Origin of the sequence: Haloarchaeobius caseinilyticus (genome assembly GCF_051207395.1) — an archaeon.
Classification (GTDB): domain Archaea; phylum Halobacteriota; class Halobacteria; order Halobacteriales; family Natrialbaceae; genus Haloarchaeobius.
In genome coordinates, this window is sequence record NZ_JBPJZC010000002.1 from 167,045 (window position 1) to 191,531 (window position 24,487).

Below are 24,487 nucleotides of genomic sequence, written 5' to 3' on the forward strand. Positions count from 1 at the left end.
CATGAGTGCATTCAACGCGATTGGGGAAGAGCGCGACATCGAACGAGACGAGTACACACCCATCAACGAGCCGCAGCCGACGTGGTGTCCAGGCTGTGGTGACTTCGGTGTGCTCAAGGCGCTGAAGCAGGCGCTGCCCGAAATCGGCCGCACGCCCGAGGAAACCCTGACTGTCACGGGTATCGGCTGTTCCGGGAAGCTGAACAGCTACCTCGACGGCTACGGCTTCCACACGATTCACGGTCGCTCCCTGCCCGTCGCCCGTGCCGCCAAACTGGCGAACCCCGGTCTGACCGTGGTCGCCGCCGGCGGTGACGGTGACGGCTACGGTATCGGCGGGAACCACTTCATGCACACCGCCCGGGAGAACCACGACATGACCTACATCGTGTTCAACAACGAGGTCTTCGGCCTGACGAAGGGTCAGACGTCGCCGACCTCGCCCAAGGGCCACAAGTCGAAGACGACGCCCCACGGGAACACGAAGACGCCCATCCGGCCGCTGTCGCTGGCACTGACCTCCGGTGCGACGTACATCGCGCGCACCGCCGCGGTCAACCCGAACCAGGCGAAGGAGATCATCAAGGAAGCCATCGAACACGACGGCTTCGCACACGTGGACTTCCTGACCCAGTGTCCGACGTGGAACAAGGACGCAAAGCAGTACGTCCCGTACGTCGACATTCAGGACTCCGACGACTACGAGCACGACATCCACGACCGGCAGGAAGCCTCCGAGATGATGTATCAGACCGAGAACAAGCTTTACGAGGGCGAAGTTCTCACTGGTCGCTACTACGTCGACGACGAGAGTCAGTCCTACCAGCAGCAGAAGATGGACATCGGCGAGATGCCGAAGGAACCGCTCGCAGAGCGCTACTTCGACGACGACTACGAGTGGGAGCGCAGCTACGACCTGCTCGAGCGTCACAAGTAAGCGCCGAATCTGTTTTCGGATTCAAAACTTATTTTTCCGCGGGCGCAAACGATTAGGTATGAGTACGGAATCGACGGCCGACCGCATCCTCTCAGTTCTCGAAGCGGATGCACAGGCGTCGTACGCCGAAATCGCCGAACGAGCCGAGGTGTCGAAGCCGACGGTCCGGAAGTACATCCGACAGCTCGAAGAGGAAGGCGTCATCGTCGGCTACTCCGCGGACGTAGACCCGAAGAAGCTCTCCTCGCAGTCCATCGCCATGGTCGGTATCGACGTCGACAGCGGGCAGTACGTGGAGGCGACCCGAGCGCTCAAGGCCCTCGACTCGGTCGAATCGCTGTACTCCTCCAGCGGCGACCACATGCTGATGGCCGAGGTGCGCGCGCCCGACGGCGACGCACTCGGTGACGTGATTCACGACGAGATTCTCTCACTGGAAGGGGTCACTGCGGCACATCCGTCGTTCCTGCAGGAGCGCCTGAAGTAACGTCTCGCGTTCGTCGAGTCACTCCGGTCGATTCCGCCACCCGCGCTCTTTTGCGACGCCGGACCCTACGCTCTCGCATGCCCGTCTACCAGCGCGAGACGACGGTTCGCGCGCCGTTCGAGACCGTCTGGGAGTTCCACTCGCACGTCTCTGGTCTCGAAGCCCTCACACCCGACTGGATGCACCTCCGCATCGAGCGCGTCGTCGGTCCCGACGGCGAGGAAGAACCGGACGAACTCGAACCGGGAACCGAGATACACATGTCGATGCGACCGTTCGACGTGGGGCCGCGCCAGACCTGGACCTCGGTCATCACGGAGCGACGCGTCGACGACCACGCGGCGTACTTCCGCGACGAGATGCGAGGCGGACCGTTCCGCGAGTGGACCCACACGCACAGTTTCTACGCCGACGGCGACGCGACCCGCGTCGAGGACCGCGTCGAATACCGCCTGCCCGGAAACGGGCTGGGTGACCTCGTCGGCCCACTGGCGTGGGTCGGCTTCGAACCGATGTTCCGCGGCCGTCACCACACGACGAAGCGACTGCTCGAATCGTAACGAAACCCGTCACGGAAAGCGGCACGCTGTCCGGGGAAAACAGGTCCTTTTGAGCCAGTGGATGCTACCTCATCACATGGCAACAGTCGCAATCGTCGGCGGCGGTCCCGCCGGCCTCTCGGCCGCCCTGTTCACAGCGAAGAACGACCTCGATACGACGGTGTTCGACACCGACGAGACGTGGATGCACAAAGCCCATCTGTTCAACTACCTCGGCATCGAGTCCGAGGACGGCTCTGCGTTCATGGAGAAATCGCGCGAGCAAGTCGACGACTTCGGCGTCGACCGCCACCAGGGGGTCGAGGTGTCCGGCGTGACGAAGACGGACGACGGGTTCACCCTCGAAACTGACACGGGCGAGTACAGTGCGGAGTACCTCGTCCTCGCCACTGGCGCGAACCGGGACCTCGCCGAGTCGCTCGGCTGTGACTTCACCGACGAGGACACCGTCGACGTGGGTGTCTCGATGGAGACCTCGGTCGACGACGCCTATGCGACCGGTGCAATGGTCCGCGCCGAGGAGTGGCAGGCCGTCATCTCCGCCGGTGACGGCGCTGCGGCAGCACTGAACATCCTCTCGAAAGAGAAAGGCGAGCACTTCCACGACTTCGACGTGCCTGCCGACGCAGAGTAAGAGACAGTCGCCTGTTTTCGGTTCAGTCTCGGTGGCCCTCGACGAGCGACGCCGAGCGAGAAGTGAGACCACCGCTATCGCAAGCAGTAAACTGCGGGCCACCATCCATCGTCCTGTGTCGTCCAGTCGCCTGTCCCGAATCACTGCGGTGCCGCCCGTGGTCGCGCTCGCCGTCGCCGTCGTGGCCGTCAGTACGAGCGCGCCGCTCATCGAGTTGTCCGAGGAGGCACCGAGTTCGGTGAAGGCGCTGTACCGCGTGCTGTTCATGACCGCGCTGGTGACGCCGGTCGCGCTCCGGCGGAACCCAGGCGACTTCGCGCGCATCACGTCACGAGACCTCGCCGTGGCACTCGTCACGGGCATCGCACTCGCCGCCCACTTCGCGTTCTGGTTCCTCAGTTTCGAGTACACGACTATCGCGGCGAGTGCGACGCTCGTGCAAACGCAACCGCTGTTCGTCGCGTTCGGTGCGTGGGCAGTCCTCTCAGAGCGAGTGTCGCGCCGCATGGTCGCGGGCATCCTCGTCGCAGTCGCCGGAGCCGCCATCATCGGGCTCGGGGCGCCGACGAGTTCGGCCGCGCCGCAACCACTGCTGGGCAACGGACTGGCCGTCCTCGGCGCGGCGATGGCCTCTATCTACGTCCTCGCCGGCCGGTCGCTCCGCCAGCGCGTGAGCCTCTTTCCGTACGTCACCATCGTCTACGGCGCGTGTACCATCGGCCTGTTCGCGCTCGTCGTCTACGAAGGCCACGACCTGACTGGCTACCCGCTCTCCGAGTACCTGCTCTTCCTCGGGATGGCCGTCGGTCCGGGCATCTTCGGCCACACGGTCATCAACTGGTTGCTCGAACGGGTCGAGTCGTCGGTCGTCAGCGTCTCGCTACTCGGCGAACCGGTCGGGAGCGCGATTCTCGCACTCCTCATCTTCAGCGAGGTGCCCGGCGTGGCCACCATCGTCGGCGGGGCAGTCGCACTCGTCGGTATCGCCGTCGTCGTTCGCTCACGTTCGGCAGACGAACCGCCGGACGAGCGGGTAGAAGCAGCCGCGGAATCACCTGCTGACTCGACACAGAAATCGCAGTCGTAGTCGGCAGTTTCGGTTGCTCAGTCGTCCGACTCCGCGTAGTCGGGTCGCTCGGCGTAATCGATGGGGTCGCGCTCGCCGACGTTCTGGAACGCTTCGAGTCGGAACGCACACGAGTCACAGGTCCCGCAGGCGGGTTCGTCCGCGCGGTAGCAACTCCACGTGTGTTCGTACGGGACGCCGAGTTCGGTGCCACGAGCGGCGATGTCCGTCTTCGACCACTCGACGAACGGCGCCTCGATGCTGATGGTCGTCTCGGGGCGGGTGCCCACGTCGACTACGTTCTCGAACGCCTCGAAGAACGCTGGGCGACAATCGGGGTACCCTGCGAAGTCCTCGGAGTGTGCACCGATGAAGACGGCGTCGCACTCGTTCGCCTCGGCGTAGGAGACCGCCATCGAGAGCAGGTTCGCGTTACGGAACGGGACGTAGGTGTCCGGAATCTCGTCGTCATCGGCATCGGGGTCTGCGTCTTCGACCGCCATCTCGTCGTCGGTGAGCGAGGACGCGCCGATTTTGGCGAGGTGGCTCGTCTCGATGTGGAGGAAGTCGTTCGCGTCGACCTCGTCGGCGAGTTGCCGGGCGCACTCGTACTCCCTCGCTTCGGTGTTCTGGCCGTAGGACGTGTGGAGCAGGTACAGTTCGTAGCCCTGTTCCATCGCTTCGTAGGCCGCGGTCGCCGAGTCCATCCCCCCGGAGGCGAGGACGACGGCGCGCTTCGGTTCGGTGTCGGTCGGTGATTCGTCGGTCGTTGTGGTGTCTGATGCCATGAGTCGAAATCGTGTCTCTTGTCGGTCAGTCGGTAGTCAGTCGTCGATGCGATTCAGGAGCGTCTGGGTACGGGCCGCAAGGGCGGACTTCACTTCCTTTGGGTCGACGCTGCTCTCGTGGTGCGTGATGCTGGCGTACTCGGTCCGAAAGACGCGCTCGGTCACGCGAGGCACGACGGCTTCTGGGGTCGTCGCCCGCCCGGCCGAATCGAGGTCGCGGACGATACGGCGGACCGTTCCTTCAGAAACGGTGCGCTCGGCGAATTCCTCCGCGTTCACGTCGACTGGGCCTGGACCGTCGGCTGTGTCCAGCCAGTCCGCGTCGAGTTTCGCCCGCAGGCCGCGTTTGTTCCGGAACACGACGCCTGCGGCAGGACCGTCGTACCAGTCCGAATCCGGAATCTCGTATCGGTCCAGGTGGAAGTGTTTCGCGGGTACTTCGCGGTCGAACGTGTTTATCGCGGCTAGGCCGATTCCTTCGACGACCTTCTCCGCGATGTCCGGCGGGCAGAAGGCGTCGCGCTCGCCGGCCCACACGTCGAAGCCGAGGAAATTGGGAATCTGGTCCCAGTCGTAGTCGATGGCCCGTCGCTGGGTCGCCACACCGTAGACGACGAGGCCGCCCGCGCCGTCGGCCGCGTCTCGCAACGCTTCGCGGTCCACTGACTCACGGACGTGCCGGACTGCGTGGCCGTAGGGCTCGGGAACATCGCCGTCGCGCCACACCCGATTCTCGTCGCCGAATCGGAGCACGCCGGTATCTGCGAGTTCGAACCGGAGGTGTGCGCCGTCGACTTTCTCCGAGAGCCAGAGGTGGCCCTCGGTGAACAGCGAATCGGGCGCGTCGTCGGCGTCAGGGAGGGGCGGGTACTGGTGCATCGTGGCTACGTCTCGGGGGCGTCGTTCCAGAGGTCGACGTGGAGTCGCGGCGTGTAGCGGTAGCCGTACTCCATCGCCAGTTCCGCGACGGTCGCGCGGGTCTGTTCGAGTCGCTCGCGGGTCGCGCCCTCGGGCATCAGGAGTACGTCTTCGTCACGAATCGGGACGTTCGCGGCGTCACGCACGGCGGCGACGACGGACTCGATTTCGGCCATGTCCTCTCGGCCGGTCACGACGAACTTCAACTGGTGGTCGTGGTTCTCGACGAGGCTCGCGAGCGCGTCGTAGTCGATGCGGTTCGCCTCGTGCTTCTCGGCCCAGCCGTCGGCGTCGACAGCCTCGCCATCGTCGCGGGTTCGGTCTGGGGTCGGCGTGCTGTTGGCCAGCTTCGGCGAGATGGAGGCGAGGTCGATTGGCGCGTCGGGGACGATGGTTCCGTTCGTCTCGACCGTCGTGTGATAGCCGCGGTCGTCGAGTTCGCGCAGGAGGTCGGAGACAGTGTCGTGGATGAGCGGTTCACCGCCGGTCACGACGACGTGGTCGGCCTGCTCGTACGATTCGACCTCGGCGACGATTTCGTCGACATCCATCCACGCGTGGGTCGGTTCCCACGAGGTGTGGTACGAGTCGCAGAACCAGCAGCGCAGGTTGCAGCCGCTGGTTCGGACGAACACGGTTGGGACGCCCGCGAGGACGCCCTCGCCCTGCAACGAGTAGAACAACTCGTTGATGGGGAGCGCGTCGCCATCCTCGGTGGGCTGCTCGCCCGCGTCGGTCTCCTCGCGTGCCTCACTCGTGACGGGCATCTCAGAACTCGCTGCCGCCGCAGAGTTCGCTCGTCTCAGAGACCTGCACCGCAACGTCTGTCACGTTGTCGGGCAGTTGTTCCGTGAGTTTCTCCTCCAGTAGGACGCTCATCACTTCGGCCGTCGGCGGGTGGTCGAGCACGACGAGGCCGTCGGCGTCGCCCGCGTCCTCGAACGCCTGCACGAGTGGGTCGCCCGCCTCCAACAGGAATCTGTGGTCCCACTCGGAGATTACGTCGGTAATATCTCCCTTGTCGACGACCCACCCTTCTTCGGCGAGGTGGCCGGTGACGGCGACGGCGACTTCGTAGTTGTGTCCGTGCGGGCGCGAACATTTCCCTTCGTGGTGGAGGATACGATGGCCAGCACTGATGCGAATCGGTCGGTCACGACCGACGTACAGTGTCCGTTCGTGGTCGGTTAGCGAACGGCCGCCAGGCTCGGTAGCGTCGAATCTCTGGGTCATACTGGAGTATTACCCAGGTTGCACTTGAATCTGCTGATGCGTGAGAACGACCGTGAGAACACCGTCTGCAGTCGCTCGGAAGCGTTCCGCCCGCACAGAAGCGCGACGTGGGTCACCCACAGCCACCAGCCCACGCCGCGCCGTCCCAGAAGGGTCGACCGTCGTCAGTCGTCCATCTTGTCCTGCAGTCGGTTCTTCGCCTCCGACCGTTCCTTCCGCGAGAACGAGGGGTCAGGGTCGGAGAAGTCGACGGCCAACTGGTCGAGTGTGCGTCGGTAGACGTTGGTCCGTCGCCCCTCGTTCGAGAGCTGTCGGCCCTCACACTGGAGCAGGCCCGCGTCGACGAGTTCCTCGATGCGACGGTAGCACGTCGCGATGGGAATGCCCACGTCGTCCGAGAGTTCCTGTGCAGAGGTCGGACTCTGTGCCGCACACAGTATCTCCGCGCTGTACTTGTTGCCGAGCGTGGTCAGTACGTCGGCAGCCTCCTCCTCCTCGCGCCTGATGTTCCGCCCAGTAGTCGTACCCATCGATTACACAGATTCTCGATTATCAGAATTGAATCTTGTGGTCACATGCTTCTGTGTTTATATGTCGGGACCGGTGCCGCTTTGCGGTCGTCGACCGTAGCGCTGGTCGTGTCATCGTCGGTGAACCACGTGCCCTCGCGCTGGCCCCGGTTGTACGCCGGGGTGAAGATGTCACGGCCGTCACACCTCCTGCTCATCCTTCTCGTCTACGCGCTGGGAGTCGCCATGGCTGCGGCTCGTGGCGCGCCGGTCGGCGCAGACACCGTCGTCGTCGGGGCGATGGCACTGCTCCCGACCGCAGCGAGCGTCCACTACATCAACGAGTACGCCGACCACGAGACGGACGAACTGACCGACCGAACACGATTTTCGGGCGGCAGTGGCGCACTCGCTCGGACGGGGCTGTCGCCACGAGTGGCACTGGCCGCTGCTGTGGTCTCGCTCGTCGGCGCTATCGCCCTCACACTTGGTAGCGTCGTGGTCGCGACTGCAACGCTTCGGCCAGCAGCCGTCGTCACGCTGGCGAGCATCGCAGTCCTCGGCTGGGCGTACTCGGTCGGTCCCGCGCTCGCGTGGCGTGGTCTCGGCGAGGTGACGAACGCGTTCCTCGGTGGACTACTCTTGCCACTCTACGGCGTCGCCGTGGTCGGTGGCCCGCTCGACGCTCGGGCGGTGCTCGCGGTCCTCCCCTTCGCGAGTTACGTGTTCGCCAACCTGCTCGCCACCCAGTGGCCGGACCGTCGCGCCGACGCCGCGGTCGGAAAGCGAACACTTCCGACGCGGTGGTCGCCGAGTCGATTGCGGGTCGCGTATCTCGCCGCCGCCGGCAGCACGTTCGGACTGCTCGCCCTCTTACCGGTGGCCGGGGTGGCTCCAGCCATCGTCTGCTGGCCGTGCTTCCTCGTCGTTCCACTCGCAGCGCGTGGCGCACGGCGATTCACCAGAACCGAATCCCCTGCCGAGACGGTGGTGACGATGGTCGCACTGGCCGCACTCCAATTGATGGGCTGGACGCTCGTCCCCACCGACTGGACGCTCGTCGCGTCCGAGACGGTCCTGGCGCTGGTCGGCTAACGGGGGTCAACGTTTTTACCTCCCGGGGGACATACCCGTATAAGAATGTCAGCGGACCTGCCCGACGAACTGCTGGACATCGAGGTGGAAGAGCCGGCTGGGGGCCAAACACAAGAGCCGGAAGAAGAACGTGCACAGACCGAAGAACCCGAAGAGGTCGAGCGGTTCGTCGTCTTCAAAATCGGTGAGACACCGCTCGCGGTGAGCGTCGACGCGGTCAAGAGCATCGTGAAGCTCACAGAACGGACGCGCATCCCACGGACCTCGCCAGCCATCGACGGCGTGATGGACCTCCGTGGCGAGATTACCGCCATCATCGAACCGCGGGTCCACTTCTACGTCCGCGAGGAACCGACGCGTCCCGAGCGCCAGCGTGTCATCGTCTTCGACCGGCCCTCCGACAAGCAGGGCGTCGGTATTCGCGTCGACGACGTGGTCGGCGTCGAACTGTTCCCCATGCGGGTCATCGTCCCGGACGACCACGTCGACGACGAGGCGGCCGACCACCCGCTCGTCACGGCACTCATCCATCCGGAAGATGCTCCTGGCGAACGTATCGGATTACTCGACATCAAAGGACTCATCGAAGCATCGGGACAGGCCGTGGAGCAGGTTACCCCCTAATTCTGTAGAAAACGGCGTTGAGGGCCCGTCTGCTATCGATTATCTTCTCTGATAACGGGGCAACAGCATTTATGCTCCCGCTTGGTCTACCCGTGCTTGGTGTATTAACTGAATGTCGACAGGGGTGCTCATCGTGGACGACTCTCATTTTATGCGGAACCTCCTCAGGCAGATTCTGGAGGACGAGTACGACATCGTAGGAGAGGCGTCCAACGGAGCAGAGGCGGTCAAGCTGTACAAAGAGGAAAATCCAGACATCGTGATGATGGACATCGTGATGCCGAAGTGTAACGGGATCAAGGCGACAGCCGCCATCAAGAAGTTGGACCCCGGTTCACGCGTCATCATGTGTACGTCCGTCGGCCAGCGCGAGAAGATGAAACTCGCGGTCAAGGCCGGGGCGGACGGCTACGTCACGAAACCGTTCGAAGAACCAAGCGTGCGTAAGGCGCTGAAAGACGTCGTCCCTGCATGACGAGCGTGCTGGTTGTCGATGATTCGCAGTTCATGCGAACGGTCATTGGCAACATCCTCGCAGACAACGGGTACGAGGTCTACAGCGCCAGCGACGGCAGAAAAGCGGTGAAAGAAGTCACAGAACGCGAACCAGACATCGTCACGATGGACGTAGAGATGCCCGGGATGGACGGCATCGAAGCGGTCGCCGAGATAATGTCGACGAAACCGACGCCGATACTGATGATCAGCGCACACACGGAACGGGGCGCAGACGCGACCTTAGAGGCGCTGGACCGAGGTGCGGTCGACGTACTGGCGAAGCCGAGCGGCGAGGTGTCGCCGAACATCGCCAGTCTGTCGGAGCGACTCGTCGAGAAGGTACGGGCAGTCGGTGAAGCCGACGTGTCCTCTATCGCGCGGACACGCGCCGCACAGACTGCGAGTCTCGCGGGGCGCGTCGCCGAGACGATGGGGACGACCGAAACCGCTTCGCGCGGTTACTCGTACGTCGAGCACCCGACGGTCGTCATCGGCGCGTCGACCGGCGGGCCGAAGATACTCGAACAGCTCATCACCGGCCTCCCGGTCGGACTCGACGCCAAGATACTCGTCGTCCAGCACATGCCCGCGTCCTTCACGGACCGGCTCGCTGCGCGCCTCGACGAGTGTACGAACTACTCAGTGGCCGAGGCTGCCGACGGGATGCGCGTCTGTGACGGCGAAGTCGTCGTCGCGCGCGGAGACTATCATCTCGAAGTCGTCTCGAACGTCGCGGGTCGCATTCGAATGCGACTCACGCAGGACGAGCGCCGCCACGGTGTCCGTCCCGCCATCGACGTGACGATGGAAACCGCGGCCAATCGCGTCAGAGACCCGCTCTGCGGTGTCACGCTGACGGGAATGGGCCGCGACGGCGCTGCCGGCATGCAGGCGATAAAGGAAGCCGGAGGCGCGACCATCGCGCAGGACGAAGCGACCAGTCCCGTCTTCGGGATGCCGAAGAAGGCGATCGAGACGGGCTGTGTCGACCAGGTGTTACCGGATGGTGCGATTCCGGACGCCATCTGTTCCGTGTTCGCACAGGAGGCAAAGAGCCATGGATGAGTATCTCAGAGATTTCGTTCAGGAATCAGACGAGAACATAACGGAGTTGAACAACGCACTCCTCGAACTGGAGCGCGACCCCGAGGACGACGCGGCGATGGACCGTATCTTCCGCATGGCCCACACGCTGAAGGGCAACGCGGGTGCGATGGGGTTCGACGAGGCGTCGAACCTCGCGCACGCTGTCGAGGACTTACTCGAAGCGGTTCGTTCTGGGAAAGTCGGGGTGACACCCGAACTGATGGACGAGATTTTCGCCGGTGTCGACGAGCTAGAGCGGATGCTCGACGACATTCGCGCACACGGTGAGATTCGGACGGACCCGTCAGACACCATCGAGAACCTGCGTGAGGTTCGCGCCGAGGCGCTGGGTGTCTCGGCCATCTCGGTCCCAGACAACGACGCGCTCGACGAGGCAATCGCGGCTGCGGGCGACCTCTCGGACGAGGACCACGACGTGTTCCACGTTCGACTCGCCATCAACGAAGCCGACGACGGCAAGAACGGCAGTCTCGTCGTCACCGCGCTTACCGATGCGTTCGACGTGCTCGGGACCGTCCCGGAGGAGTCGGCCATCGACGACGGCGCGTACGACGGGTCGTTCGACGTGGTGTTTGGCAGTGCGGTCGGCGATGCCGCCATCTCGGCGGCGCTCGACCCGGTCGACGCGGTCGCAGATGCGCACATCACGGAAGTGACCGCGCGCTACGCGGACGCGAAAGCAGCCGCCGCCGACCCGGAACCGGACGACGAGTTCGGCGACCTCTTCGACGAGGAACCCGGTTCGGCCATCGATTCTGCGGCTGCACAGGACATGACGGTCGACGACCTCCTCTCGGAGTTCGACGAGTACGACGACCTGGACTCCATGGTCGAGGAGATAGACGACGTGTCTGGCTTCGACGACCTCGGCGACGCCGGGTCGTTCCACGACCTCGACTTCGGTGACGAAACGGCCGACGAAGCGCTGGACGCCGACGACGGCTTCGGGTCGGGGATGGACCTCGACGACGACCTCGGATTCGAAGACGAAGACGAGGCAGCGCCCGAGCCAGAACCGGAACCGGCCGCAGAAGACCCCGACGAGGAGGTCGACGACGCGGCGGCGACCTTCGCCGAACTGAAAGCGGAGGTCGACCCGGTCGGCTTCGACGAACTCCAGGCCGAACTCGACGAACTCGAGTTCGACGAGTACTCCGACGAGGAAGAAGTCGGCTTCGACGAACTCCTCGGCGAGGACTTCGAGGAGTCCGACGACGACTTCTTTGCACAGGGTGGCGTCGACAGCGGCCAAGACGAAGTGTCGCTCGACGAACTCGTCGGCGACGACGACGTGGCCGGCTTCGAAGACGCGGACGACTCTGCGACCGATGCCGACGCCGTCGAAGTCGAAGTTGACGCTGACGCAGATACTGTCGAGGCTGCTGCAGATGCGGATGCCATCGAGGTTTCCGACGATGCAGACACCGTCGAGGCGGATACTGTCGAAGTTGACACTGAAGCAGTCGACGTGGAAGCTGACGCGGAAGCTGTTGAAGCTGGTTCCGAGGCAGAACCGGTTGAAGCTGACGCAGAACCTGTCGAAGCCGATGCGGTGGCTGAGTCAGAGCCGCCCGAGGTCGAAGCCGATGCGGTGGCTGACGAGACCGAGACGGACGCTATTGACGTCGCCGACTCGACCACGGCTGCGGTCGACACGACGGACGACTTCGACACGACGGACGAATTCGACTCGGCTGGCGAGTTCGACTCCGATACCGGTACTGGCTTCGACGACCCCGTCGACGCAGAGTCGTCCGACTTCGGGATCGACGTGGGCGGCGACTTCGACCTCGAAGCAGCCGACCCCACAGAGACGTCGTCCGCAGCGTCGAATCCCGACCTCGGGACCGAAGAAACGAGCGCAGACGAGGAACCGGCCGCGGCGGCAGACGCCGACGCAGCCGAGGACTCGCTCGTGGACGATTCCTTCAGCGACGACTCGCTCACCGACGATAGCTTCGACGACTCGCCCGCCGAGGACTCGTTCGACGAAGACTCGTTCGACGAGTCGCCGGACGCTACTGTCTCGTCCGGCTTCGTCGACGACCTCGAAGACCTCGACGATGTCGAGGTGCGCGAGTTCGAACTCGACGATCCAGCCGCCGAGGCGGCCGCCGATACGACCGTCGAGACCGACGACGGCTTCGGCGACCTCACGGACGACGACCTGTCCGGGGACGCCAACGCCAACGCCGGTGTCGGCATGGACTACGGTAACGTCGGCTCGGCCGACGGCTTCGACGATGGGTTCGACGACGCGCCGACCGAGTCGGAGACGGCTGACGCCGGTGCGACCGGCCCGGCCGTCGACGGCTCGCAGTTCGACGTGGAAATTCAGACCCTCGACGAGGCGGACGAGGACGACGACAGCGACATCATCCAGTCGATTCGGGTCGATGTCGACCAGGTCGAGAACCTCCTCAACCTCGTCGAGGGACTGGTCACCAGTCGCGTGCGACTCCGGCGAACCGTCGACGAGGGGGCCGACCCCAGCGAACTCGACGGCGAACTGGACGAACTGAAAGACCTCACCGACGAGTTGCAGGACACCGTCATGGACGTCCGCCTCGTCCCGGTGAAGATGGTCGCGAACACGCTCCCGCGTGTGGTCCGCGACATCGCCCGCGAGCAGGACAAGCAGGTCACATTCGAGATGGAGGGTGAATCGGTCGAACTCGACCGGTCCATCCTCGACCAGATCTCGGACCCGCTCGTCCACATCGTCCGCAACGCCGTCGACCACGGTATCGAGACGCCGGCCGAGCGTGACGCTGCGGGCAAAGCGGACGAAGGAAACGTCACGCTGCGCGTCGAGCGCGCCCGCGACCAGGTCGTCATCGAGGTGGAAGACGACGGTCGCGGCCTCGACGCCGACCGCCTCCGCGACGAGGCGGTCGAAGAGGGTGTGCTCTCCGAGTCGGAGGCTGCAGAACTCTCCGAGTCGGAAGCCTACGAACTCGTCTTCCACCCGGGGCTCTCGACCGCGTCGGAAGTGACCGACGTGTCCGGTCGGGGTGTCGGGATGGACGTCGTAAAGAGCACCGTGAACGGACTGGACGGCTCGGTGGCCGTCGAATCCGAGCGCGGTGAAGGAACCACCATTCGGATGCTGCTCCCGGTCACCGTGGCTATCGCGGACGTGCTGTTCGTCCAGTCCGGTGACGAGGAGTTCGGTGTCCCAGTGAAAGTCGTGCGCGACATCGGGCCGGTGCCCGAGGTCGGCGAAGTGGACGGGCAAGAGGTCGTCGTCGACGGCGACGAACAGACCCCGCTCGTCCGACTCGCCGAGGCGCTCGAAACCCCTGGCACGCCGCGAAACGGCGACGGAATGGTACTGCGCATCCGAAACGAGGTGCGCGACATCGCCGTCCACTGCGACGAGGTCCGCGGACAGCAGGAAGTTGTCGTCAAGCCCTTCGAGGGCGTGCTCGGCAACATCCCCGGACTGAGCGGTGCGACGGTACTGGGTGAAGGGGAGGTCGTGAACATTCTGGACGTGAAGACACTATGAACGGACGAAATCACAGGAGGCAACTATGAGCTTGATGGTCGACATTCGGAAGCTTAGCTTCATCAACGAGATGGCAAAGGTCGGGACCAACGGGGTCGCGGATAACATGAGTAAACTGACAGGCGAGGACGCGAAGATGGAGGTGACGAAGACGAACTTCATCGACATCCAGGACATCAAGAAACAACTGGATGCGGGGAAGCGAGTCGGCGTTCGCGTCCGGTTGATGGAGCCCCCGCACGGGCACATCCTCATCCTGTTCCCCGAGTCGAGCGCGAAGAAGATTACCGCGCTCATGCTCTCGGACATGGTCGACGACATGTCACAAGTGTCCGGCGAGATGGCTCGCTCTGCCGTCGAAGAACTGGGCAACATGATGGCGTCTGGCTTCATCGACGGCTGGGCCGACGTGCTTGGACGGACAATCGACATCGCGACACCGCAGCTGGTGTACGCACCGGCCGGTGAAATCGTCGAACGGACCGCGGGCCTCGGCGGCGAGGACCTCGCGCTCTTCTTCGACTCCAACCTGACCGTGCCGAGTTACGACATCGACGCGGAAATCTACGCCTTCCCGAACCTCGCAGAGTTCGTGGAGATGGTCAACGGAATCGAAGCAAGGCCGACATGAAGCTGGACATCACCGCGCTCGGGACCTTCTACGAGATGGCCCGGGAGGGTGCTGGTCTCGCTGCCGGTCGGCTCACGCGCATGACCGACGTGGAGACCCGCGTCGGCGTGACGAAACTGAACTTCATGCGCGGCTCTGAGATTCGCACCGAGTTCGCCGACGACACGCCGAAAGTCGGCATCCGCGTCGAGTTAGACGGTGGACTGGACGGCCACTCCATCATCATCTTCGAGCGCGCTGCCGCGTTGCGCATCGTCGAGACGCTCGTCGGGAGTACCGACGACGGCGAGTTCGACGAGATGAATCGCTCGGCAATGACCGAACTCGGCCAGATAATGAACGCCGGGTTCATCGACGGCTGGGCGGACGTCCTCGGCAGAGTCATCGACGTGTCGACGCCGGAGTTCATCGAGGGAACCACGGCAGAGCCGTTCATCGGCGACCTCGACACTGCGCCGGACAACGACGACCTCGCCCTGCTCTTCCAGAGTCAAATCGAGGCGACCGACACCGAAATCGGGTTCAAACACTACCTGTTCCCCGAGCGGGAGTCGATGGCGGAGATTCTCGAACAGCACGGCGACCCGGACAGCCGTGGCATCGAGTACGACAAACTCGCCGGCTTCGACGACATGGCACAGCAGGGTGCCAAGGAAGTCGCGTCGAACATCACGACGCTGACCGGGATGGAGACGAGCGTGAAGATACGGCGACTCAAGTTCGCCTCGCTCGAAGCCATTCCGCAGGAGATAGACGACGAGATGCTCGTCGGCGTCGCGCACGAACTCGACGGGACGCCCTCGGGCTACCTGCTGTTCCTGTTCGACGAGCGCTCGGCGCGCGAAGTCGTGGAAGCGACCCTGCCGAGTCCGCCGGACGAAGGCTTCGGCGAACTGGGAAAGAGCGCCATCAAGGAACTCGGGAACATCATGGCCTCGGGGTTCATCGACGGCTGGGCGAACGTGCTCGATACGACCATCGACCACTCGCCGCCGCAGTACATCCACGACTACGGCGCGGCGGTCATCGACCCGGTCATCATCCAACTCGGCGAGAATCAGGACTTCGCGTTCGTCTTCGACACGGTCATCATGGCCAACGACCGCGAATTCGACTGCTCCATCTACGCCATCCCCGACGAGCGTGACTTAGAACGCGCGCTCAACGACCTCGACATCGACCGCATCGAAGACGCAGAGACGAAGGCCGACTTCCAGATGGACGAACTGGAGAACTCATGAAGACGTATGGAAGTGAACCGGGCGCGCCAGAACCGGTACAGGTCGGTATCTCCGAGTTCGTCGTGAAGGGCAAGGACGACGAAGAGGCGCTCAAGTCCTACGGCCTCGGCTCGTGTTTGGCAGTCGCGCTGTGGGACCCCGACTCGAACATCGGTGGCCTCGCACACGTGATGCTCCCCGATGGCGACGCCGCCGACGGGGCAGACACCCAGCCCGGCAAGTACGCCGATACGGCCATCCGCGCGATGCTGCGTCGAATGGTCGAGAACGGTGCGGCCTACACCTCCGTCGAGGCGAAAATCGCTGGCGGCAGCGACATGTTCCAGTTCGAGTCCTTCGGCGAAGGCGTCGGCAAGCGCAACGTCAAAGCGGCGAAAGAAGAACTGGCAAAACTCGGCGTCCCCATCGTCGGCGAAGACGTCGGCGGGCAGCGCGGGCGGACCGTGGAGTTCGACGTCACCACCGGCGTGTTGTCCATCCGGACGGCCGACGGCGACCACGAGGACATCGAGCTGTGACGGAGCGCCCGGCCGACGGCGAAACGGCGGACGAGCAAGCGGCCTTCGAACGCGTCGCGGCCTACGTCGAAGACGAACTCGGGTTCGCCACGAGCCACTACAACGATAGCTATCTCAAGCGGCGGCTCTCCTCACGGATGCGCCGCACGCACGTCGACGACTACGGCGGGTACTACGACGTGCTGGTCGACAACGAGGAAGAAGCGGAGGAGTTGCTCGACGCACTCTCCATCAACGTCACGGGCTTCTTCCGAAACCCGGACGTGTGGGACGGCCTGCGCGACGTGATGCGTGACCTCTCGGCCAAACAGGACCACGTTCACGTCTGGTCTGCCGCGTGTGCCGACGGCCGCGAACCCTACTCGCTGGCCATGTTGGCGCTCGACGACCCACGGGTCGACGCCGAGAAGTTCCACATCTACGGGACCGACATCAGTGTCGACGCGCTCCACACCGCACAGGACGGTGTCTACCACAGCACGCGCACCGTGGACATCGGCGACCAACTCGGCTTCCTCTCGAACTTTCATGCCTACATCGACAAGCAAGAGAACCGCTTCGAGGTGACCGACCGGGTGAAGCGGATGGTGACGTTCGCCAGACACGACCTCATCAACGACGACGCGAAATCTGGCTTCGACCTCGTCGTCTGTCGTAACCTGTTCATCTACATCGACAACGAGTACAAAGAGCCGATTCTACGGACGGTCGCCGACGCGCTCCGTCCCGACGGCTACCTCGTCATCGGCAAGGCGGAGACGATTCCACCGCAGCTCAAGTCGGTGTTCAGCGTCCTCGACGGGCGACTCCGCATCTACCAGCGCGAGTAACCAGCCGAGGCCACCGGCGGGTCCCTCTTCTCACTCTGTCAGCAAGACCAGCACCCGCAGCGTCAGCTGACATCGAACGCTGAACCGGACTGGGTTGACGGGTGACCACCGCACCGCGCACCCGTCGACTGGACACCTGCAAGCTGGTAGTGCCGGACAGCAACGAGTTGGCAGTCACGACTACCACGACCAGTGGTGGCATCACTTGGGGAGGTGAATCGGTAGCAGGTTCTTCCGTGACTGCCTGTAGATTCTGTGGCGACAGCGACCCGTTCACGCAGGCCTCGCCTAGCGGTGTTCGGATGGTGAATCGTCTAGTCGGGTCTGACACGCTGAAAAAGGCCGCGTCGGCGAACCGCGGTTCGCTTACTCGTCGTCGCTCGGCTCGGTCTGCGTGAACGAGAACATGTCGTCCTCTTCCACGCTCTCCTCGTCGAGGTCGTCCGTGTCCGTCTCGTCACCGAAGTCGATGTCGTTCATGCCTGGAATCTCCTTGGTCTCCGTGACCTCCTCGTCGCCGTCGCCATCGTCCGCGTCCTCGGCGAGTGGGTCCTCACCGAAGTCGAGGACGTCGTCGAGGCCCGCGTCGATGTCGTCGGTCTCCACGTCGCTCTCCGGTGCGGTCTCGGCGTCGACGCCGAGGTCGATGTCGTCGGCGGTCGGCGTGTCGGCAGCGTCGTCGACTTCCGTGGCTGCGTCCGTGTCTTCGGCGTCGTCGAAGTCGGTCGCCGGTTGCTCGTCTGCGAGGGGGTCGTCACCCTCGACGGGTGCGGACGCGTCCCAGCTGGACTCCTGATGGTCCCAGTCGTCGGCCGTGTCGGTGTCCCAACTCGTGTCACCGGCGTCGGTGGTGTCCCAGTCGTCTTCACCGGTCTCACTACCGAGGTCGATGTCGGCCTCGGGGGCCGGTTCGTCGGTCGACGTGGCGGCTTCTGCCTCGAAGGACACCTCGTCGCCGGCGTGGTCGTCGTAATCGTCGTCCGCTGCGTCCGCATCGTCTTCACCGAACGCGATATCCGGTTCGGCAGCCGAGTCGTCCGCGTCGGCCGACTCGCTGGCGTCGACCGCCGCGTCGAGGTCGTAGTCGTCCGGGTCCACGTCGTCGAGGTCGGACCCGTCGTGCTCGGTTACCTCGTCGACGGGGGTGAACCCGCCTTCACCCATCGGGTCGAAGGAGTCGTCGCCGGACGTGCCTGCGAGTCCAGCGTCCGCACTCGGCGTCGCGTCGTCACCGAACGTCGCCGGCGAGTCGAGGCCGCCCAGTTGCGGGGTCGACTCCTGTTCCGGAGCCGACTCGGGCTCTGGCTCGGGTTCGGGGGCAGAGTCGTCTGCCGGTGCGCTCGGGCTCGCGGCCACCGACTCCGGTTCGTCCGCTTCGAAGTCGTCGAGTGCTTCGTCTGCTGCGGCGAGTTCGCCGACGGCGTCCGCGGCATCGGGCGCAGCAGCGAGTTCTTCGGGTTCACGCGTCTCCACGTCCTCCAGCAGGGCATCGCCCGTGCTGAAGTCGTACACGTCCTCCACGTCGGTGTCGAAGCGGTCGAGTGCCTCGCTCAGGCGCGACGCCTGGTTCGCGAGGTCGCTCGCGGAGCGACTGACCTCGGTGAGTGCCGTGGTCTGCTCCTCCGCGGCTGCCGCCACGTTCTCTGCCTCGGCGTTCGTCGCTTCGGAAATCGTGGCCGCGTCGTCGACCATCGCGACGACTTCCTCGGTGGATGCCGCCTGCTCTTCCGTCGCGGCGGAGATCTCCTGAACACCGGTGTTCGTCTCCTGCGAGTAGCCGGCAATCTGGTCGAGTGCGTCGACCGTGTCTTCCACTGCATCGGTCGTCGCCGCAATCTGCTGGCTCGCGCCTTCGACGGACTGGACCGACCGCTGGGTCTTCTCCTGGATGCTTTCGAGGCGAACTTCGATGTCCTCTGCCGCGTCCTTCGTCTCCTCTGCGAGGTCTTTGACCTCCTGTGCGACGACGGAGAACCCTTCGCCGGAACTGCCCGAGCGCGCCGCCTCGATGTTGGCGTTGAGCGCGAGCATGTTCGTCTGCTCTGCAATCTCGGAGATGAAGTCGATCAGTTCGTCGATCTGCTCCATCTCGTCTTCGAGGTCACCCATCTGGTCGGTGACGACCTCGCGGTTGTCCTCGAGTTCTTGCATCCGGTCGATTGCTTCCTGTGCTGCTTCACGACCGTCGCGACCGGTCTCGGCCGTCCGCTCTGCGAGGTCTGCGACCTCGTTCGAGGACGACGCGATTTCCTCGATGGTGGTCGACAGGCCGGACATCTCCTGGCTGACGCGCTGGAGGCTGTCGTTCTGCCGGTCCGCACCGTCACTAATCTCCTGAATGGACTCGGTGACCTGCTCGGAGGCACTGCGAACTTCCTCGGAACTGGCCGTCACTTCCTCGGAGGAGGTGGCGACCTCGTTCGCGAAGTTCTTCAGCTGTGCCGTGGTTTCCTCGATTTCGCCGATCATGTGGTTGAACTCCGTCGCGATGTCGGCCATCGCGTCGGAGTCGGACTCGGCGTTCATCCGCTGGGTCATGTCCCCGGCGGACACGTCCTGCATGACTTCACGGTACTCGTCTGCCTTGCGCTCCAGATGGCGGTTCATCTGCTCCGCCTCGGCCCGGGCGAGTTCTGCTTCCTCGCGGGCGTCGCGTGCTTCCTGAATCTGCTCACGAAGCGCGTCACGCATCGAGCCGAATCCGGCGTACAGGCGGCCGATGTTGTCGACGCGGTGCGTCTCGAAGTCGACGTTCAGCGTGCCCTCTTCCATCTGAGCGGTCTTCGACGTCAGGCGGTCGATGGACGCCGCGGTGTTACGGCCGATGACCGTCCCGACGAGGACGATGAGGCTCATCCCGGCGAGCGTCGCGATGAGACCCCACTCACCCACGCGGTCGACGAAGCCGTAGACGTTGTTCCGCGGGACGCTGACCGTCACGACGAGGTTGCGGTCCGGCACCTGCGCGTAGCTCACGACGTACTCGTCGTCAGAGTAGTCCTCACCGACGACCGTGGTGAGCAGTTGCGGTGCCGTGCCGACGTCCTTCACGCCAGCGCCAGCCGCTGCGAGCTGGTTGAAGTCCGTGTTGCGACCGTAGTCCTGCTGCAGTGCGTTCGCCGAGTTAGAGAAGAAGATCTGGTCGTCCTCCCCGAGAATCATCGTCGTCTCGCCGTTTTCGGCACCCATCGTCTGGCCGTAGTTCTTCACGTCGACGGTGATGACGATGGCTTCACTGCCACTGCTCGCTTTGACTGGGAACGCGTACGCCACGACGGGCGTGCCTTCGTGGTCGGTGTACGCGTCGAAGACGACGCCCTCGTCACTACCGAGGGTCGTACTGTCCGAGAGCTGACCCGCCCACGGGGCGCTCAGCTGGTCGATGTTTCCGTCCTCGAACCTGTTGGCAGTCGTCGCCGTGATGGTGTTACTCGGGAGTTTGACGTAGTGCATGTCCCGAATCCCACGCTCGAACTGCAACAGCTGCGTCTTGCTCTCTAAGGTGGCGTCGATGTCGGCTTCGTTGCCAGCTTCGACTTCGTCCCTGAGTGCGATGTTCTGTGCGATTACTTTGTTACGCTCGTCCCATTGATTCAGGTTCCGAGCTTCCTGTTCGGCTCTATCCGTCAGTCTGTCGTTGACGCTGTCTTCGACTTCCCCGGTAATCTGGTCCGTCGCGGCGTACCCCACAGCCCCGACCGCCAGCCCCATGATGAGAAGTGCGATACCGAATTTCAGCGCGTAGCTCCGACGAATAAAGTTTGGTATCAGTCCACGCAGCGGGCCCAGCATATGTCGATAACGCTAGGTTGCGGAATATAAAACAACACCGGAGATTATCACGGTTGAAAACCCGATGTGTGGCAGGTAGAACCACTGTCTTCAACTTATCGGCCGTTTCGGTTCAGGAGCAAAAATCGTGTGTGCTGGTCGTGGGTGAAACCGGCTCGTTCAGTTCCGTCGTCGCACGTGCTCTACTTGTTGTTTCTGGACGGTCATCGCACCGACCGTCCCACCGAGGACGAACAGCAAGAGTGCAGCGAGGAGTGCGAGCGGCGGGAACAACACCATTACGAGAATCACCCCGACGACACCACCGAGCAACAGCCACTGGACCAGTTTCGGTGTCGTACTCCGGGCCAGATAGAACGGGAACAGCAGTATCCCGATAGTCGTCCGAGCGAACTCGGCGAGTTCGTGGCGAACCCGTCGTTTTCCCGAGTCACGCGACCCCCCGTATTGTCGCATACTGAGAACTAGGCTATCGGGGTTTATCTGGCTTTCCCGGGCATGAAAAACAGATTTCTGAGTAATGAGGTATGGAATCGGTACGTTCGTGCTGGTGTGTAGGTTACTCCAACCTCACTCGTCTTTCCACTTGATGGAACAGCCCTGCGAGGGCTCCCAGTCGAGGTCGACCGAGTCCCCAGCGAGGATGGCGTCGATGGCCTCCCTGACGTGGAACCGGGTCGGCTCGGCGTCGGGGTTCATCGCGTCGTCGAGACGGCCGTGGTAGGCAAGTCGGAACTCGCCGTCTTCACGTCGGAAGAGGAACGGGTCAGGCGTACAGACCGCGCCGTACTCGGCGGCGACTTCCTGACTCTCGTCGCGGAGGTAGGCGTCGTACTGAACCTTCCCCGCCTCGGTCCACTCCTTCATCGCGTCGAACGAATCGTCGGGGTACTCCTCCTCGTCGTTCGGGTTGATGCCGACGACTGCCACGTCGTCGTACTCGGCGGCGAGTTCGTTGAGCAGGTCGAACTTCGCCTGCGCGTACGGGCAGTGGTTACACGTGAACACGAGCAACAGCGCTTCGTTGTCGGCGAAGTCCGCGAGCGAGTACGTCTCGCCGTCGACGCCCAGCAGGTCGAAATCCGGTGCCACGTCGCCCGCGTCCATCTCCGAGTCCGAATCGAGTAGAACCATGCGCGAGAGTAGTAACGAGAGGTGTTAGTGGTTTTCGCTCGCGGTGGGCTTCACTGTCGGGTGAGGGGTCTCCGAGTCGTGTGAACGCAGAAGATATTTCTCGTCCAAGAGCCGACGACCTGTCGTGAAATCAGACAGATTGTCTCGCAGAGAGATTCTGCACCTGTCGAGCATCGGCCTCGCTGGGCTCGCGGGGTGCGCCGGCCAGGGCCCCAACGATAGCGGCGGAAAAACCCCGACGGCCACCGCCGGTGAACCCACGTACTCGGACGTCGTCGACTCGCCAGCGTCTGTGACGGTCAGAAACAGCGAAGGGAAGTCGGCGGTTCGCTCTACGGAGCACTCCCCCGAAGAGAACTTGTCTGAGTCCGAGCCACAGTGGGATTACGAGGACTGGCTCGTCACCTCGACTGCTGAAGGGGAGGCACTCGAGTTTCAGAGTACGACGACTGGTGGCGACGAGGCGGCGACGTTCGTCGCCGACACCGACTTCGCCAGTGAGACGGTGGTCGTCCACCAGTACAACATCAGTCCGTGCGAGACGCGACGACCCAACCGTCTCAAATGGGGAGAGAACTTCTCCTGCGGCGGTGCGACCTGTGCCGGCATCTACCTCGGATACGAGGAGGAGGATGTGGACGATGAGTGCGAGGACGACGAGAGCTTCGGTGGGCCGCCGAGCAGTGACGACCCGCACGACAGCGAGGCGGCACTCGTCCGTATCCCGGACCAGTTACGGTCGTACGGGCGATTCAGCTCGCAGTGGTAGCGCATTTCGCTCCGAGTCGGTAGCTGACGGCCCGCTGTCCCCAGCGAGAGACCGCCGTGGTTCACGCTTATTACCCCCCATCCCCACGGTGTGCGTATGCCGGAACTCACCATCTCGGAGGAACAGCAGTCGTTCCTCGACTCGTTACGGGCGGAGATTCAGGAGGAGGTCCGCTACGGACACGTCAGGCCGAAGGACGCCCTCCAGTACCTCATCGACCAGCACGACGACGGCGACCTCGACTTCGACGTCGACGCGCCGACGGCCTCACCGGCCCAGACCGAAGAGGTCGACTGGGCCGAAGACGGCTCTGCGGAGGAGGCGGCCGCGGCCGCTGTCGAGGCTGCTGACAGCGACACCGACGAACCCACGAACACAGGTGACCCGGTCAGCGTCTCGACGACGGCCGACACCGACGACGGGAGTGACGATTCCGACGACGATGGCGACAGCGGTGAGGACCGTCTGAACGCGATGATGAATCTGATGGACACCCACGACGAGAAGTGGCGCGAGGCGAGCAAGGAGGACGCTCGTTACGAGGTCGACATGCCCGACGGGACGACCGAGTACGTCCAGACGAAAGACGACGTGCGGGCCCACCTGTTCAAGAACTACTGAGTCGGCCACGCTACCGTACTGAGCGACTAGACCGACATGCGACGACGTGTCAGCGCGTGTTTATCCGCTCACGAACCGTTCATCAGTCTATGGGATTTTTCGCTCGGCTGAAATTCGGTTGGCACCTCGCCATGGACAGCGTCGGGGTCCTTCGACGCGACCCGGAACTACTCGCGTTCCCGTTCGTCGGCGGGCTGGCCGGGACGGTGTTCCTGGTCTTGCTCCTCGGTGGCTCGTTCGCCATCGTCGGGACAGAGGCTGGTCCACTGGCGTGGGTCGTCCTGTTCGTCCTCTACCTCGGTTCGACGTTCATCGCCTCGTTCACGACGGCAGCACTGATGCACGAAGCACGCGAGGCGTTCGAGGGCCGTGACCCCTCGCTCCGTAACGGACTCGCGGCGGCGTGGCGAAACAAGGGGACGCTGTTCGCGTGGGCGGTCATCGCGGCGACGGTCGGTGTCGTCTTACAGGCGATTCGGAGCGAGGATAGCATCGTCGGGGACATCCTCGCCGGCATCGTCAGCGTCGGGTGGGGCATCCTGACCTACTTCGTCGTCCCGGTGGTCGTCTTCGAGGACGTGTCCATCACCGAGGCCATCAGCCGAAGTGGCGAGACGTTCAAGCGCACGTGGGGCGAGACCGCCGGGGCGGGCTTCGGCGTCGGTCTCGTCAGCGTCCTGTTCACCATCGTCGGCATAGTGCTGGCAGGCCTCGCGTTCGTCGTCCTCGGTGGCTCGGCGGTCGGGTTCGCCGGGGCACTCGCGTTCTCGGTCGTGGTCGTCCTCGGGACGGTCCTCGTCGGCCAAACCCTGACGGGCATCGCGAAGACCGCGCTGTACGTCTACGCGACCGACGGCCGCCAGCCCAGTGCCTTCGACGACGTGGACTTCGGCCACACGATTCGCTAACCCTGGGGAACGTGACGTGTTCCCGGACTTCGTTGGCGGCGGATGGCGACGCGGAAGAAACGTTTTTGCGCCTGCC

The 24,487-nt window shown here is 63.9% G+C and carries 25 protein-coding genes; 17 read left to right on the plus strand and 8 right to left on the minus strand.

Features of this window, described 5'->3' with window-relative positions; genetic code table 11:
• Window position 1: 1 nt before the first annotated feature.
• The 5 genes from ACSC1P_RS12130 to ACSC1P_RS12150 all read left to right on the plus strand — a co-directional run bounded on the left by ACSC1P_RS12130 (window position 2) and on the right by ACSC1P_RS12150 (window position 3,705).
• The gene (locus ACSC1P_RS12130; protein WP_435360448.1) at window positions 2-937 is read left to right on the plus strand and encodes a thiamine pyrophosphate-dependent enzyme; all 936 of its coding nucleotides are present in this window, start codon (window positions 2-4) and stop codon (window positions 935-937) included.
• Between the two features lie 58 nt (window positions 938-995).
• Window positions 996-1,424 carry an HTH-type transcriptional regulator LrpA1 gene (gene lrpA1, locus ACSC1P_RS12135; protein ID WP_435360449.1) on the plus strand — a complete coding sequence of 143 codons (429 nt, stop codon included), beginning with the start codon at window positions 996-998 and terminating at the stop codon, window positions 1,422-1,424.
• Between the two features lie 77 nt (window positions 1,425-1,501).
• Window positions 1,502-1,984, plus strand: coding sequence for an SRPBCC family protein (locus tag ACSC1P_RS12140; RefSeq protein ID WP_435360450.1), 483 nt, complete (start codon window positions 1,502-1,504; stop codon window positions 1,982-1,984).
• A 76-nt stretch (window positions 1,985-2,060) separates the two neighbouring features.
• Window positions 2,061-2,618, plus strand: coding sequence for an NAD(P)/FAD-dependent oxidoreductase (locus ACSC1P_RS12145; protein ID WP_435360451.1), 558 nt, complete (start codon window positions 2,061-2,063; stop codon window positions 2,616-2,618).
• A gap of 130 nt (window positions 2,619-2,748) precedes the next feature.
• Window positions 2,749-3,705 (plus strand): DMT family transporter, encoded by a 957-nt coding sequence (locus ACSC1P_RS12150; protein ID WP_435360537.1) that lies wholly within the window; start codon window positions 2,749-2,751, stop codon window positions 3,703-3,705.
• A gap of 17 nt (window positions 3,706-3,722) precedes the next feature.
• Here the strand turns inward: ACSC1P_RS12150 and queC are convergent, their stop codons facing one another.
• The 5 genes from queC to ACSC1P_RS12175 form a co-directional block, all read right to left on the minus strand.
• A complete protein-coding gene (gene queC, locus ACSC1P_RS12155; protein ID WP_435360452.1) occupies window positions 3,723-4,472 on the minus strand; it encodes a 7-cyano-7-deazaguanine synthase QueC in 750 nt (249 codons plus the stop codon).
• Window positions 4,473-4,508: 36 nt separating this feature from the next.
• A complete protein-coding gene (locus ACSC1P_RS12160) occupies window positions 4,509-5,351 on the minus strand; it encodes an RNA ligase family protein (protein ID WP_435360453.1) in 843 nt (280 codons plus the stop codon).
• Between the two features lie 5 nt (window positions 5,352-5,356).
• A complete protein-coding gene (locus tag ACSC1P_RS12165; protein WP_435360454.1) occupies window positions 5,357-6,157 on the minus strand; it encodes a 7-carboxy-7-deazaguanine synthase QueE in 801 nt (266 codons plus the stop codon).
• A gap of 1 nt (window position 6,158) precedes the next feature.
• Window positions 6,159-6,623 carry a 6-pyruvoyl trahydropterin synthase family protein gene (locus tag ACSC1P_RS12170; protein WP_435360455.1) on the minus strand — a complete coding sequence of 155 codons (465 nt, stop codon included), beginning with the start codon at window positions 6,621-6,623 and terminating at the stop codon, window positions 6,159-6,161.
• Between the two features lie 164 nt (window positions 6,624-6,787).
• Window positions 6,788-7,153 (minus strand): ArsR/SmtB family transcription factor, encoded by a 366-nt coding sequence (locus tag ACSC1P_RS12175; protein ID WP_435360456.1) that lies wholly within the window; start codon window positions 7,151-7,153, stop codon window positions 6,788-6,790.
• A 168-nt stretch (window positions 7,154-7,321) separates the two neighbouring features.
• Between ACSC1P_RS12175 and ACSC1P_RS12180 the strand changes: the two genes are divergently transcribed.
• The 9 genes from ACSC1P_RS12180 (at window position 7,322) to ACSC1P_RS12220 (ending at window position 17,187) form a co-directional block, all read left to right on the plus strand.
• Window positions 7,322-8,227, plus strand: a complete 906-nt coding sequence (locus tag ACSC1P_RS12180; RefSeq protein ID WP_435360457.1) for a prenyltransferase — start codon at window positions 7,322-7,324, stop codon at window positions 8,225-8,227.
• Between the two features lie 45 nt (window positions 8,228-8,272).
• Window positions 8,273-8,851, plus strand: a complete 579-nt coding sequence (locus ACSC1P_RS12185) for a chemotaxis protein CheW (protein WP_435360458.1) — start codon at window positions 8,273-8,275, stop codon at window positions 8,849-8,851.
• A 112-nt stretch (window positions 8,852-8,963) separates the two neighbouring features.
• On the plus strand, window positions 8,964-9,326 hold the full coding sequence (gene cheY, locus ACSC1P_RS12190; RefSeq protein WP_435335752.1) for a chemotaxis protein CheY: 363 nt from the start codon (window positions 8,964-8,966) through the stop codon (window positions 9,324-9,326).
• Window positions 9,323-10,414 carry a chemotaxis-specific protein-glutamate methyltransferase CheB gene (gene cheB, locus ACSC1P_RS12195; RefSeq protein WP_435360459.1) on the plus strand — a complete coding sequence of 364 codons (1,092 nt, stop codon included), beginning with the start codon at window positions 9,323-9,325 and terminating at the stop codon, window positions 10,412-10,414. Before cheY ends, cheB begins: the two co-directional genes overlap by 4 nt.
• Window positions 10,407-13,967, plus strand: coding sequence for an Hpt domain-containing protein (locus ACSC1P_RS12200; RefSeq protein WP_435360460.1), 3,561 nt, complete (start codon window positions 10,407-10,409; stop codon window positions 13,965-13,967). Before cheB ends, ACSC1P_RS12200 begins: the two co-directional genes overlap by 8 nt.
• 25 nt (window positions 13,968-13,992) lie before the next feature.
• Entirely contained in the window at window positions 13,993-14,598 is a 606-nt protein-coding gene (locus ACSC1P_RS12205; RefSeq protein ID WP_435360461.1) for a chemotaxis protein CheC, read from the plus strand.
• Window positions 14,595-15,839, plus strand: coding sequence for a chemotaxis protein CheC (locus ACSC1P_RS12210; RefSeq protein ID WP_435360462.1), 1,245 nt, complete (start codon window positions 14,595-14,597; stop codon window positions 15,837-15,839). Before ACSC1P_RS12205 ends, ACSC1P_RS12210 begins: the two co-directional genes overlap by 4 nt.
• Window positions 15,836-16,357 (plus strand): chemotaxis protein CheD, encoded by a 522-nt coding sequence (locus tag ACSC1P_RS12215; RefSeq protein ID WP_435360463.1) that lies wholly within the window; start codon window positions 15,836-15,838, stop codon window positions 16,355-16,357. Before ACSC1P_RS12210 ends, ACSC1P_RS12215 begins: the two co-directional genes overlap by 4 nt.
• The gene (locus ACSC1P_RS12220) at window positions 16,354-17,187 is read left to right on the plus strand and encodes a CheR family methyltransferase (RefSeq protein ID WP_435360464.1); all 834 of its coding nucleotides are present in this window, start codon (window positions 16,354-16,356) and stop codon (window positions 17,185-17,187) included. Before ACSC1P_RS12215 ends, ACSC1P_RS12220 begins: the two co-directional genes overlap by 4 nt.
• A 366-nt stretch (window positions 17,188-17,553) precedes the next feature.
• Here the strand turns inward: ACSC1P_RS12220 and ACSC1P_RS12225 are convergent, their stop codons facing one another.
• The 3 genes from ACSC1P_RS12225 to ACSC1P_RS12235 form a co-directional block, all read right to left on the minus strand.
• Complete coding sequence (locus tag ACSC1P_RS12225) at window positions 17,554-20,898, minus strand: methyl-accepting chemotaxis protein (protein WP_435360465.1); 3,345 nt, start codon at window positions 20,896-20,898, stop codon at window positions 17,554-17,556.
• A 240-nt stretch (window positions 20,899-21,138) separates the two neighbouring features.
• Window positions 21,139-21,435 (minus strand): hypothetical protein, encoded by a 297-nt coding sequence (locus ACSC1P_RS12230; RefSeq protein ID WP_435360466.1) that lies wholly within the window; start codon window positions 21,433-21,435, stop codon window positions 21,139-21,141.
• 114 nt (window positions 21,436-21,549) lie between these two features.
• Window positions 21,550-22,113, minus strand: coding sequence for a thioredoxin family protein (locus ACSC1P_RS12235; protein ID WP_435360467.1), 564 nt, complete (start codon window positions 22,111-22,113; stop codon window positions 21,550-21,552).
• A 124-nt stretch (window positions 22,114-22,237) separates the two neighbouring features.
• Between ACSC1P_RS12235 and ACSC1P_RS12240 the strand changes: the two genes are divergently transcribed.
• The 3 genes from ACSC1P_RS12240 (at window position 22,238) to ACSC1P_RS12250 (ending at window position 24,411) form a co-directional block, all read left to right on the plus strand.
• Window positions 22,238-22,882 carry a hypothetical protein gene (locus ACSC1P_RS12240; RefSeq protein ID WP_435360468.1) on the plus strand — a complete coding sequence of 215 codons (645 nt, stop codon included), beginning with the start codon at window positions 22,238-22,240 and terminating at the stop codon, window positions 22,880-22,882.
• A gap of 96 nt (window positions 22,883-22,978) precedes the next feature.
• Window positions 22,979-23,503: a hypothetical protein gene (locus ACSC1P_RS12245; RefSeq protein ID WP_435360469.1), complete on the plus strand. Its 525-nt coding sequence runs from the start codon at window positions 22,979-22,981 to the stop codon at window positions 23,501-23,503.
• Between the two features lie 131 nt (window positions 23,504-23,634).
• Window positions 23,635-24,411 carry a DUF6159 family protein gene (locus ACSC1P_RS12250; protein WP_435360470.1) on the plus strand — a complete coding sequence of 259 codons (777 nt, stop codon included), beginning with the start codon at window positions 23,635-23,637 and terminating at the stop codon, window positions 24,409-24,411.
• The last annotated feature ends 76 nt before the right edge of the window (window positions 24,412-24,487 follow it).

Bases quoted from the DNA above. Each gene is read 5' to 3' on its own strand.
- ACSC1P_RS12230 (WP_435360466.1), bottom strand. From the start codon at position 21,435: ATGCGACAATACGGGGGGTCGCGTGACTCGGGAAAACGACGGGTTCGC.
- ACSC1P_RS12210 (WP_435360462.1), top strand. From the start codon at position 14,595: ATGAAGCTGGACATCACCGCGCTCGGGACCTTCTACGAGATGGCCCGG.
- ACSC1P_RS12250 (WP_435360470.1), top strand. From the start codon at position 23,635: ATGGACAGCGTCGGGGTCCTTCGACGCGACCCGGAACTACTCGCGTTC.
- lrpA1 (WP_435360449.1), top strand. From the start codon at position 996: ATGAGTACGGAATCGACGGCCGACCGCATCCTCTCAGTTCTCGAAGCG.
- ACSC1P_RS12140 (WP_435360450.1), top strand. From the start codon at position 1,502: ATGCCCGTCTACCAGCGCGAGACGACGGTTCGCGCGCCGTTCGAGACC.
- ACSC1P_RS12165 (WP_435360454.1), bottom strand. From the start codon at position 6,157: ATGCCCGTCACGAGTGAGGCACGCGAGGAGACCGACGCGGGCGAGCAG.
- cheY (WP_435335752.1), top strand. From the start codon at position 8,964: ATGTCGACAGGGGTGCTCATCGTGGACGACTCTCATTTTATGCGGAAC.
- ACSC1P_RS12215 (WP_435360463.1), top strand. From the start codon at position 15,836: ATGAAGACGTATGGAAGTGAACCGGGCGCGCCAGAACCGGTACAGGTC.
- ACSC1P_RS12175 (WP_435360456.1), bottom strand. From the start codon at position 7,153: ATGGGTACGACTACTGGGCGGAACATCAGGCGCGAGGAGGAGGAGGCT.
- ACSC1P_RS12205 (WP_435360461.1), top strand. From the start codon at position 13,993: ATGAGCTTGATGGTCGACATTCGGAAGCTTAGCTTCATCAACGAGATG.
- ACSC1P_RS12170 (WP_435360455.1), bottom strand. From the start codon at position 6,623: ATGACCCAGAGATTCGACGCTACCGAGCCTGGCGGCCGTTCGCTAACC.
- ACSC1P_RS12130 (WP_435360448.1), top strand. From the start codon at position 2: ATGAGTGCATTCAACGCGATTGGGGAAGAGCGCGACATCGAACGAGAC.
- ACSC1P_RS12185 (WP_435360458.1), top strand. From the start codon at position 8,273: ATGTCAGCGGACCTGCCCGACGAACTGCTGGACATCGAGGTGGAAGAG.
- ACSC1P_RS12180 (WP_435360457.1), top strand. From the start codon at position 7,322: ATGTCACGGCCGTCACACCTCCTGCTCATCCTTCTCGTCTACGCGCTG.
- ACSC1P_RS12245 (WP_435360469.1), top strand. From the start codon at position 22,979: ATGCCGGAACTCACCATCTCGGAGGAACAGCAGTCGTTCCTCGACTCG.
- ACSC1P_RS12235 (WP_435360467.1), bottom strand. From the start codon at position 22,113: ATGGTTCTACTCGATTCGGACTCGGAGATGGACGCGGGCGACGTGGCA.
- ACSC1P_RS12160 (WP_435360453.1), bottom strand. From the start codon at position 5,351: ATGCACCAGTACCCGCCCCTCCCTGACGCCGACGACGCGCCCGATTCG.
- ACSC1P_RS12200 (WP_435360460.1), top strand. From the start codon at position 10,407: ATGGATGAGTATCTCAGAGATTTCGTTCAGGAATCAGACGAGAACATA.
- ACSC1P_RS12225 (WP_435360465.1), bottom strand. From the start codon at position 20,898: ATGGGGCTGGCGGTCGGGGCTGTGGGGTACGCCGCGACGGACCAGATT.
- queC (WP_435360452.1), bottom strand. From the start codon at position 4,472: ATGGCATCAGACACCACAACGACCGACGAATCACCGACCGACACCGAA.
- ACSC1P_RS12145 (WP_435360451.1), top strand. From the start codon at position 2,061: ATGGCAACAGTCGCAATCGTCGGCGGCGGTCCCGCCGGCCTCTCGGCC.
- cheB (WP_435360459.1), top strand. From the start codon at position 9,323: ATGACGAGCGTGCTGGTTGTCGATGATTCGCAGTTCATGCGAACGGTC.